The organism is Amycolatopsis sp. NPDC003861 (assembly GCF_053605405.1).
Genome location: NZ_JBSGJD010000095.1, coordinates 23,813 through 31,751, shown reverse-complemented (window position 1 = coordinate 31,751; position 7,939 = coordinate 23,813). Strand labels below are relative to the sequence as shown.

At 69.6% G+C, this 7,939-nt stretch carries 8 protein-coding genes; 2 read left to right on the top strand and 6 right to left on the bottom strand.

The features are described 5' to 3' along the window. Window positions 1–165: 165 nt before the first annotated feature. The 3 genes from ACWEVN_RS23560 to ACWEVN_RS23550 are packed head-to-tail and all read right to left on the bottom strand — an operon-like array spanning window position 166 to window position 2,818. Window positions 166–360 carry a ferredoxin gene (locus tag ACWEVN_RS23560; protein WP_013222786.1) on the bottom strand — a complete coding sequence of 65 codons (195 nt, stop codon included), beginning with the start codon at window positions 358–360 and terminating at the stop codon, window positions 166–168. Between the two features lie 36 nt (window positions 361–396). Beyond that, window positions 397–1,587: a cytochrome P450 gene (locus tag ACWEVN_RS23555; protein WP_452052689.1), complete on the bottom strand. Its 1,191-nt coding sequence runs from the start codon at window positions 1,585–1,587 to the stop codon at window positions 397–399. Window positions 1,588–1,597: 10 nt separating this feature from the next. Continuing rightward, the gene (locus ACWEVN_RS23550; RefSeq protein WP_452052688.1) at window positions 1,598–2,818 is read right to left on the bottom strand and encodes a cytochrome P450; all 1,221 of its coding nucleotides are present in this window, start codon (window positions 2,816–2,818) and stop codon (window positions 1,598–1,600) included. 179 nt (window positions 2,819–2,997) lie between these two features. On the opposite strand from ACWEVN_RS23550, the gene ACWEVN_RS23545 reads away from it, so the two are divergent. Together ACWEVN_RS23545 and ACWEVN_RS23540 are read left to right on the top strand one after the other, a co-directional pair. Continuing rightward, window positions 2,998–3,636, top strand: a complete 639-nt coding sequence (locus tag ACWEVN_RS23545; protein WP_449687030.1) for a TetR/AcrR family transcriptional regulator — start codon at window positions 2,998–3,000, stop codon at window positions 3,634–3,636. A 64-nt stretch (window positions 3,637–3,700) separates the two neighbouring features. Further along, window positions 3,701–4,573 (top strand): GH12 family glycosyl hydrolase domain-containing protein, encoded by an 873-nt coding sequence (locus ACWEVN_RS23540; protein WP_449687029.1) that lies wholly within the window; start codon window positions 3,701–3,703, stop codon window positions 4,571–4,573. A gap of 65 nt (window positions 4,574–4,638) precedes the next feature. Here the strand turns inward: ACWEVN_RS23540 and ACWEVN_RS23535 are convergent, their stop codons facing one another. The 3 genes from ACWEVN_RS23535 to deoC are packed head-to-tail and all read right to left on the bottom strand — an operon-like array spanning window position 4,639 to window position 7,905. Then, entirely contained in the window at window positions 4,639–5,505 is an 867-nt protein-coding gene (locus tag ACWEVN_RS23535; RefSeq protein WP_452052687.1) for an aldehyde dehydrogenase family protein, read from the bottom strand. Next, the gene (locus ACWEVN_RS23530; RefSeq protein ID WP_452052686.1) at window positions 5,498–6,931 is read right to left on the bottom strand and encodes an aldehyde dehydrogenase family protein; all 1,434 of its coding nucleotides are present in this window, start codon (window positions 6,929–6,931) and stop codon (window positions 5,498–5,500) included. Before ACWEVN_RS23530 ends, ACWEVN_RS23535 begins: the two co-directional genes overlap by 8 nt. After that, the gene (deoC, locus tag ACWEVN_RS23525) at window positions 6,931–7,905 is read right to left on the bottom strand and encodes a deoxyribose-phosphate aldolase (RefSeq protein WP_452052685.1); all 975 of its coding nucleotides are present in this window, start codon (window positions 7,903–7,905) and stop codon (window positions 6,931–6,933) included. The genes ACWEVN_RS23530 and deoC overlap by 1 nt, the downstream gene beginning before the upstream one ends. Between the last annotated feature and the right edge of the window lie 34 nt (window positions 7,906–7,939).

Sequence of the window (7,939 nt, the reverse complement as noted above, 5' to 3'; positions counted from 1 at the left end):
GATCGGTGACACGATCGCCCGCCAGCTCACACTAGACCGATCAGTCCGCTACCAACCCCTCACCAACCACAAACTGTCCGCGAAGTCCTGAAACACACCTGTCCGTGAGGTCCTGAGACATGACAGCGGGTTAGAACCCGCCTTACCACTCACGAGCGCGGGAGGCTATTCCTGGAGGGAGAGGGCCTGGCTCGGGCAGACGTGCACCGCTTCGCGGGCCTTCTCGACCAGCTCCCCCTGCGGCTGGTCGTCGAGCACGATGACCGTGCCGTCCTCCTCGCTCTGGTCGAACAGCGACGGCTCGGTGAGCACGCACTGACCGGCGCCGACGCACTTGCCGGTGTCCGCGATGATCTTCATGGTCCTCTTCTCCTGTGGCGGTTTGGCAGTTCGTCTCTACCAGGTCACCGGCAGCCGGTACAGGCCGTAGATGGCCGCGTCGTCCTTGAACGGCAGGTCGTCGACCGGCGCGGCCAGTTCCAGGCCGGGAATCCGGCGGAAGAGCGTGTCGAAGACGATCTGCAGTTCCATCCGGGCGAGGTTCTGGCCGAGGCACTGGTGCGGTCCGAAGCCGAAGGCGACGTGGTGCCGCGCGCCGCGTTCGATGTCCAGTTCGTCGGGATTTTCGAACGCCGCTTCGTCGCGGTTGGCCGCGTAGCCCAGCGCCAGCACACCCTCGCCCGCCCGGATCAGCTGCCCGCCGACCTCGGCGTCCTCCACGCACAGCCGGGCCGTGGCGGCGTCGACGATGGTGAAGTACCGCAGGAGCTCCTCGACGGCGTCGAGCGTCTTGCCCGGGTCGTCCTTGACCAGGGCCAGCTGGTCCGGGTTCTCCAGCAGCCCGACCGTGCCGAGGGAGATCATGTTCGCCGTCGTCTCGTGCCCGGCCAGGAGCAGCAGGAACCCGGTCGCGGCCAGCGCGGGCCGCCGGTAGGTGCCCTCTTCGCGCAGCTTGACGATCTGCCGGCCGAGCAGGTCGTCCGGCGGGTTGTCCTCCTTGCCGGCGATGAGGTCGCTCATGTAGCCGCGGACGGACTCGACCGCGGCCCGCCGCTCCAGCGGGGGCGTGTCGCGCTTGATCAGCTTCGCCGTCTGGGTCTGGAAGAAGTCGTGGTCGGCGTACGGCACGCCGAGCATCTCGCAGATGACCAGCGACGGCACCGGCAGCGACAGCATCTCGACCAGGTCACCCGGCTTCGGGCCGGCCAGCAGCGCGTCGATCCGCTCGTCGACGATCTCCTGGATCCGCGGCCGCAGCGCCTCCATCCGGCGCACGGTGAACTCGCCGAGCACGGCCTTGCGGGCCGGCCCGTGCTCGGGCGCGTCCATGGTGATCATGGTGCGCTCGTCGTCCGGCCGCCGGAGGCCCGGCACCAGCTGCGGGAAGTCCGGGTGCTGCCGGTCGGCGCTGAACCGCCGGTCGTTCAGCACGGTCCGGACGTCTTCGTGCTTGCTGACCACCCAGGCCTGCTTGCCGGCGGGCAGCCGCACCCGGGTGACCGGCTCCTCCTCGCGGATCTCGGCGTACGCCGGCGGCGGCGCGAACGGGCAGGTCCGGGTCATCGGGAACTCGTGGACGGCGGTCATGGCGTCCCCCTCACCAGGTCACGGGCAGGCAGTAGAGGCCGAAGATCGACGAGTCGTGCTTGAACGGCAGCTGGTCCACCGGCGCGGCCAGCTTGAGGTCCGGGATGCGGCGGAACAGCGTGTCGAAGACGATCTGCAGTTCCATCCGGGCGAGGTTCTGGCCGAGGCACTGGTGCGGTCCGAAGCCGAAGGCGACGTGGTGCCGCGCGCCGCGCTCGAGGTCGAGCTCGTCGGCGTTCTCGAACGCCTCGGCATCGCGGTTGCCGGAGTAGCTCAGGCCGAGCACGCCCTCGCCCGCGCGGATCAGCTGCCCGCCGATCTCCACGTCCTCGGTGGCCACGCGCGAGGTCGCGAACTCGGCGATGGTGAAGTACCGCAGCAGCTCCTCGACGGCGTCGAGGGTCTTGCCGGGGTCGTTCTTGATGATCGCGAGCTGGTCCGGGTTCTCCAGGAGGGCCACGGTGCCGAGCGAGATCATGTTCGCCGTCGTCTCGTGCCCGGCGAGGAGCAGCAGGAAAGCGAGGGAGACCAGCGAGTCGTGGTCGGCTTCGCCGTGCTCTTCGCGCTGCTTGAGGACCTGGCGGCCGAGCAGGTCGTCGGTCGGGTTCTTCTCCTTCTCGGTGACCAGCTCGTCGAGGTAGTTCTGCAGCTCTTCCACGGCCTGCATGCGCGCTTCCTGCGTCACCTCCCGGTTGAGCAGGGTGGAGCTGCGCGTCTGGAAGAAGTCGTGTTCGGCGTACGGGACGCCGAGCTGCTCGCAGATGACCAGCGACGGGACCGGCAGCGACAGCGCCGAGACCAGGTCCGCGGGCTTCGGGCCGGCCAGCATCGCGTCGATGTGCTCGTCGACGATCTGCTGGATCCGCGGCTGCAGCGCCTTCATGCGCTTGACGGTGAACTCGCCGACGACCTCGCGGCGGGCGGCGCCGTGCTCCGGCGGGTCCATGTTGATCAGGGACGCGGTGAAGCGGCGGCGTTGCGGGCGTCCCTCGCGCGTCAGGATCGGGAAGCCCGGGTTGAACCGGTCGGAGCTGAACCGCGGGTCGTTGAGCACGGTCCGGACGTCCTCCAGCCGCGTCACCGCCCACGCCTCCTGGCCGGACTGCAGGGTGACGCGGTGGACCGGGCCGGCGTCGCGCAGCTCCTCGTACGCCGGCGGCGGGGCGAACGGGCAGGTGCGGGCCAGCGGGAAGGTCTCGTCCCGGGTTGCGGGCTCGACCAGATCAGTCATTTCGGACCCCCTAAATCGGACGGAAAGTATGCGGAGGATTACATTCCGGTTCTCTGACCCAAGGTACCGAAGCGGAAGGATGTCGTCCACTAGATGCCGGCTACCCATTCGAGGAGGCGGTGTGTGGCCGGTTGACCGTGCGAGAATCACCCCGCGCGATTCAGCGGAAGGCGAACGGCATGACGGCAGACCCCGAGACCACCCTGCGGGCGGACGCGCGCCGCAACCGCGACCAGATCCTGGCCGCCGCGAAGAGCATCTTCGCCGCTTCCGGTCCCGAGGTGCCGATGGAGGAGATCGCCCGCGCGGCCGGCGTCGGCGTCGGCACGCTGTACCGCCGCTTCCCGGACCGCGACGCGCTGGTCCGCGCGGTCGCGATGGACAACTTCGAGCGGGTGCTGATCGACGCGCGGGTGATCGCGGCGGAGGAGACGTCGTCGTGGCGCGCGCTGGAGCGGCTGCTGCGGCAGTCGGTGGAGCTGCAGCTGAGCGTGCAGCTGGCGATGGTGTCGCACCGGGCCCTGGTGATCCTCAAGGGCGACCCGGAGGTCCGCCGGCTGCGCGACGAGATCCTGGCGGTCCTCGACGGCTTCGTCGACGGCGCGCAGGCCGAGGGCAAGCTCCGCGACGACGTCGGCTCGGGTGACATCGCGATCCTGTTCGCCACGCTGCTGCGCCAGGCGCGCGCGAAGACGCCGGAAGTGGCCGAGATGGCGGCGCGCCGGTGTGTCGGCATCATGATCGACGGCCTCAGCGCGCGGCCGGGTACCGAGCTGCCGGGCCGTCCGATCACTTCCGGCGACCTCGACCCCGACTGATTTCGCGGATTTCCGTGTTAGGGTTCCGCCTCGTTCTGCCGGAATTGCAGCTGCGGGCGGGAAAATGCGACGAAGAACGCTGGCCGTGTTGTTGGCGATTTCCTTCCCGGTGCTCGCCGGGTGCGGCGGCACGCCCGTCGACGGCGTGGCGGCCGCATCGCCGCCTTCGCCGGTGACCTCGTCCTCTTCGTCACCGGCGCCGGTCTCCTCTTCGTCGTCGCCGACGCCTTCGACGTCCCGAACTGCACCTCCGCCGACGCCGACCCCGCCGTCGGCCACGCCGGTGCGGAACTGCCGCACCCCGGAGTTCACCACCAGCGACCCCGACGGCGGCTGGACGGACGGCGGCTACTACGTCCACAACAACATGTGGAACGCCGAAGAAGCGGGCCCGGAAACACTGCGGGCGTGCGCGTACGACAACTGGTACGTCGATTCCACCCAACCCGATTCGACGTCGGTGAAAACCTATCCGAACGTGCACAAGGACATCAACAATCAGAACGGGAAACCGTTCAACGACTATTCGGTGATCGCATCGACGTTCGCCGGCCGCGGCCCCGGGGTGGGCGTCTACGACGTGGCGTACGACCTGTGGCTGAACGGCGTGGGCAACGGCGCCGGCGTCAGCGAGCTGATGGTCTGGACGGAGAACCGCAAGCAGGTCCCGGCGGGCGACAAGCTGACGACGTACACGGCGGGCGGCTTCACCTACGACGTCTGGGCGGACGACGAGGGGTACGTGGCGTTCGTGTCCCGCTCGACGCAGTATTCGGGCAGCGTCGACCTGAAGGCGATGATCGCCTGGGCGATCGGCAAGGGCCTGATCCCGCCCAACCCGACGGTCAACCAGATCGGCTACGGCATCGAGTTCTGTTCGACCGGCGGCGGCAAGGCGCGGTTCACGCTGTCGGACTTCTCGGTGACGATGAGCTAGTCGTGAGTGGTAAAGAGGGTTCTAACCCTCCTTACCACTCACGACCGGCGGGAGCAGGATTCCGCTCAGACGCCCAGCGGGTGCCAGACCGTCTTCGCCTCCAGGTACCGCCGCAGGCGGGTGAGATCCGGCGCTGCCGTCCAGTCCGGCTCCGCGTCCGGGACCGTCAGCACCCTCTTCACCGTGTTCGCCGCTTCGCGGGCCAGCCCCGGGCGGTCGGCCGGAGCCGCTCCCGTCGGGTCCAGGGCGTTGACGTCGCCGTGCGAAGCCAGCCACGGCCCCAGCTCGGCCGCCCGGCCGGTCAGGATGTTCGCCACGCCTCCCGGGACGTCGGAGGTCGCCAGGACCTCCGACAGCGTGATCGCCGGCAGCGGCCGCTCCGCGCTCGACACCACCACCGCCGTCGAGCCCGTCGCCAGGACCGGGGCCAGCACCTCCACCAGCCCCAGCAACGACGAGGCCTGCGGCGCCAGGACGCCGACCACGCCCGTCGGCTCCGGGACCGTGAACGAGAAGTACGGGCCCGCCACCGGGTTCGCCGCGCCGAGGACCGTGGCGATCTTGTCCGTCCAGCCCGCGTACCAGACCCAGCGGTCGATCGCCGCGTCCACAAGGGACTCGGCCTTTTTGCCGCCGAGGCCTTCCGACGCCGAAACCTCGGAAACGAACTGGTCGCGGCGGCCCTCCAGGACCTCGGCCACCCGGTAGAGCACCTGGCCGCGGTTGTACGCCGTCGCCGCGGACCAGCCGGGGAACGCCTTGCGCGCGGCCACCACCGCGTCGCGGATGTCCTTGCGGGACGCGTGGGCCGCGTTCGCCAGGAACTTGCCCTTGCCGTCCGTCACCGGGTACACCCGGCCGGACTCCGAACGAGGGAACTTGCCGCCGATGTACAGCTTGTACGTCTTCGCGACGGAGATTCGGTCAGACATTCAGGTACGCCTCCAGCCCGGTGCGGCCGCCTTCGCGCCCGAAGCCGGATTCCTGGTAGCCGCCGAACGGGGCGGCGGGGTCGAAGCGGTTGAAGGTGTTGGCCCAGACCACGCCGGCGCGCAGCTGGTTCGCCATCCACAGGATCCGGGAGCCCTTTTCGGTCCAGATGCCGGCCGACAGCCCGTACGGCGTGTTGTTCGCCTTCGCGACGGCCTCGTCCGGCGTGCGGAACGTCAGCACCGACAGCACCGGGCCGAAGATCTCCTCGCGCGCGATCCGCATCGACTGGTGGACGTTCGCGAACACCGTCGGGGCGAAGAAGAACCCGCGGTCCGGGACCGGGCACGGGCTGGTCCAGCGCTGCGCGCCCTCGGCGTCACCCGACTCGACGAGCCCGCGGATCTTCGCCAGCTGCTCGGCGGAGTTGATCGCCCCGATGTCGGTGTTCTTGTCCAGCGGGTCGCCGATGCGCAGGGTCGAGACGCGGTAATGCAGCTTTTCGAGGGCCTCTTCGGCGATGGACTCCTGGACCAGCAGGCGCGAGCCCGCGCAGCAGACGTGGCCCTGGTTGAAGAAGATGCCGTTGACGATGCCCTCGACGGCCTGGTCGAGCGGCGCGTCCTCGAACACGATGTTCGCCGCCTTGCCGCCCAGCTCGAGGGTCAGCTTCTTCGCCGTGCCCGCGACCTGGCGCTGGATCGCCTTGCCGACCTCGGTCGAGCCGGTGAAGGCGATCTTGTCGATGTCGGCGTGCTCCACGATGGACGCGCCGATGTCGCCCGCGCCCGGGAGGATGTTCACCACGCCCGGCGGCAGCTCGGCCTGCTGGCAGATCTCCGCGAAGACGAGCGCGGTGAGCGGCGTCGTCTCGGCCGGCTTCAGGACCACGGTGTTGCCGGTGGCCAGCGCCGGGGCGATCTTCCAGGCCAGCATCAGCAGCGGGAAGTTCCACGGGATGATCTGCCCCGCGACACCGAGCGGCTGCGGGTTCGGGCCATAGCCCGCGTACTCGAGCTTGTCGGCCCAGCCCGCGTGGTAGAAGAAGTGCGCGGCGGCCGTCGGGACGTCGGAGTCGCGCGACTCCTTGATCGGCTTGCCGTTGTCCAGGCTCTCCAGCACGGCGAGCTCGCGCGAACGCTCCTGGATCAGCCGCGCGATGCGGAAGAGGTACTTCGCGCGCTCGGTGCCCGGCATCTTCGACCACACGGAGTTGTACGCCTTGCGCGCGGCCTTCACCGCGATGTCCACATCGGACTTCGACGCGGTGCCGACCTCGGCGAGGACCTCTTCGGTGGCCGGGTTGATCGTCTTGAGCGGCTCACCCGAGCCGTCGACGAACTCGCCGTTGACGAACGGCTTGTAGGAATCCTTGAGGTTCGCGATGGCGCGCGATTCGGGCGCCGGTGCGTACTCGAAAACAGGCATCAGTCCACCGTCACGTAGTCGGGGCCGCTGTAGTGGCCGTCCACCTGGGTGCGGCGCTGCAGCAGCAGGTCGTTGAGCAGGCTGGACGCGCCGAAGCGGAACAGGTCCGGGGTCAGCCACTGCTCGCCGGCGACCTCGTGCACGGCGACCAGGTACTTGATCGCGTCCTTCGTGGTCCGGATGCCGCCCGCGGGCTTGACGCCGCGCAGCTCGCCGGTCTGGCCGTGCCAATCGTGGACGGCCTGCAGCATGATGTGCGTGACCGGCAGCGTCGCGGCGGGGGAGACCTTGCCGGTGGAGGTCTTGATGAAGTCGCCGCCGGCCAGCAGCGCCAGCCACGACGCGCGCCGCACGTTGTCGTAGGTCGCCAGCTCGCCGGTCTCGAGGATGACCTTCAGGTGCGCCTCGCCGCAGGCTTGTTTCACCGCGCGGATCTCTTCGAAGACGGCCATGTACCGGCCTTCGAGGAAGGCGCCCCGGTCGATCACCATGTCGACCTCGTGCGCACCGGCCTCGACGGCGATCTTCGTGTCCGCCAGCTTGATCTCGCGGCTGGTGCGCCCGGCGGGGAACCCGGTGGCGACGCTGGCGACGTGCACGCCGCTGCCCTTGAGCGCTTCGACGGCGGTGGCGACCAGGTCGGGGTAGACGCAGACGGCGGCGACGCGCGGGGTGTCCTGGCGCTCCGGATCGGGGCGGACGGCCTTCGCGGCCAGCGCCCGGACCTTGCCCTGGGTGTCGGCGCCCTCCAGGGTGGTCAGGTCGACCATGGAGATGGCGGTGTCGATGGCCCACCGCTTGGCGTCCTTTTTGATGCTGCGCGTGCCGAGGCCCGCCGCGCGCTGCTCGACGCCGACCTGGTCGACACCGGGCAGCCCGAGCAGGAAGCGGCGCAGGCTCGCGTCATCGCGAGTCGCGTCCACCAGCGGCGCCGGGGTGGCCGGCGCCGCTGACGTGCTGGTCGTGGCTGTCATGCGCCTGAGTCTAGGCGGCGGGTCCGACAGCGCG

Coding starts and splice junctions, on each gene's coding strand:
- ACWEVN_RS23545 (WP_449687030.1), top strand. CDS start 2,998: ATGACGGCAGACCCCGAGACCACCCTGCGGGCGGACGCGCGCCGCAAC.
- ACWEVN_RS23530 (WP_452052686.1), bottom strand. CDS start 6,931: ATGCCTGTTTTCGAGTACGCACCGGCGCCCGAATCGCGCGCCATCGCG.
- ACWEVN_RS23550 (WP_452052688.1), bottom strand. CDS start 2,818: ATGACTGATCTGGTCGAGCCCGCAACCCGGGACGAGACCTTCCCGCTG.
- ACWEVN_RS23540 (WP_449687029.1), top strand. CDS start 3,701: ATGCGACGAAGAACGCTGGCCGTGTTGTTGGCGATTTCCTTCCCGGTG.
- ACWEVN_RS23555 (WP_452052689.1), bottom strand. CDS start 1,587: ATGACCGCCGTCCACGAGTTCCCGATGACCCGGACCTGCCCGTTCGCG.
- deoC (WP_452052685.1), bottom strand. CDS start 7,905: ATGACAGCCACGACCAGCACGTCAGCGGCGCCGGCCACCCCGGCGCCG.
- ACWEVN_RS23535 (WP_452052687.1), bottom strand. CDS start 5,505: ATGTCTGACCGAATCTCCGTCGCGAAGACGTACAAGCTGTACATCGGC.
- ACWEVN_RS23560 (WP_013222786.1), bottom strand. CDS start 360: ATGAAGATCATCGCGGACACCGGCAAGTGCGTCGGCGCCGGTCAGTGC.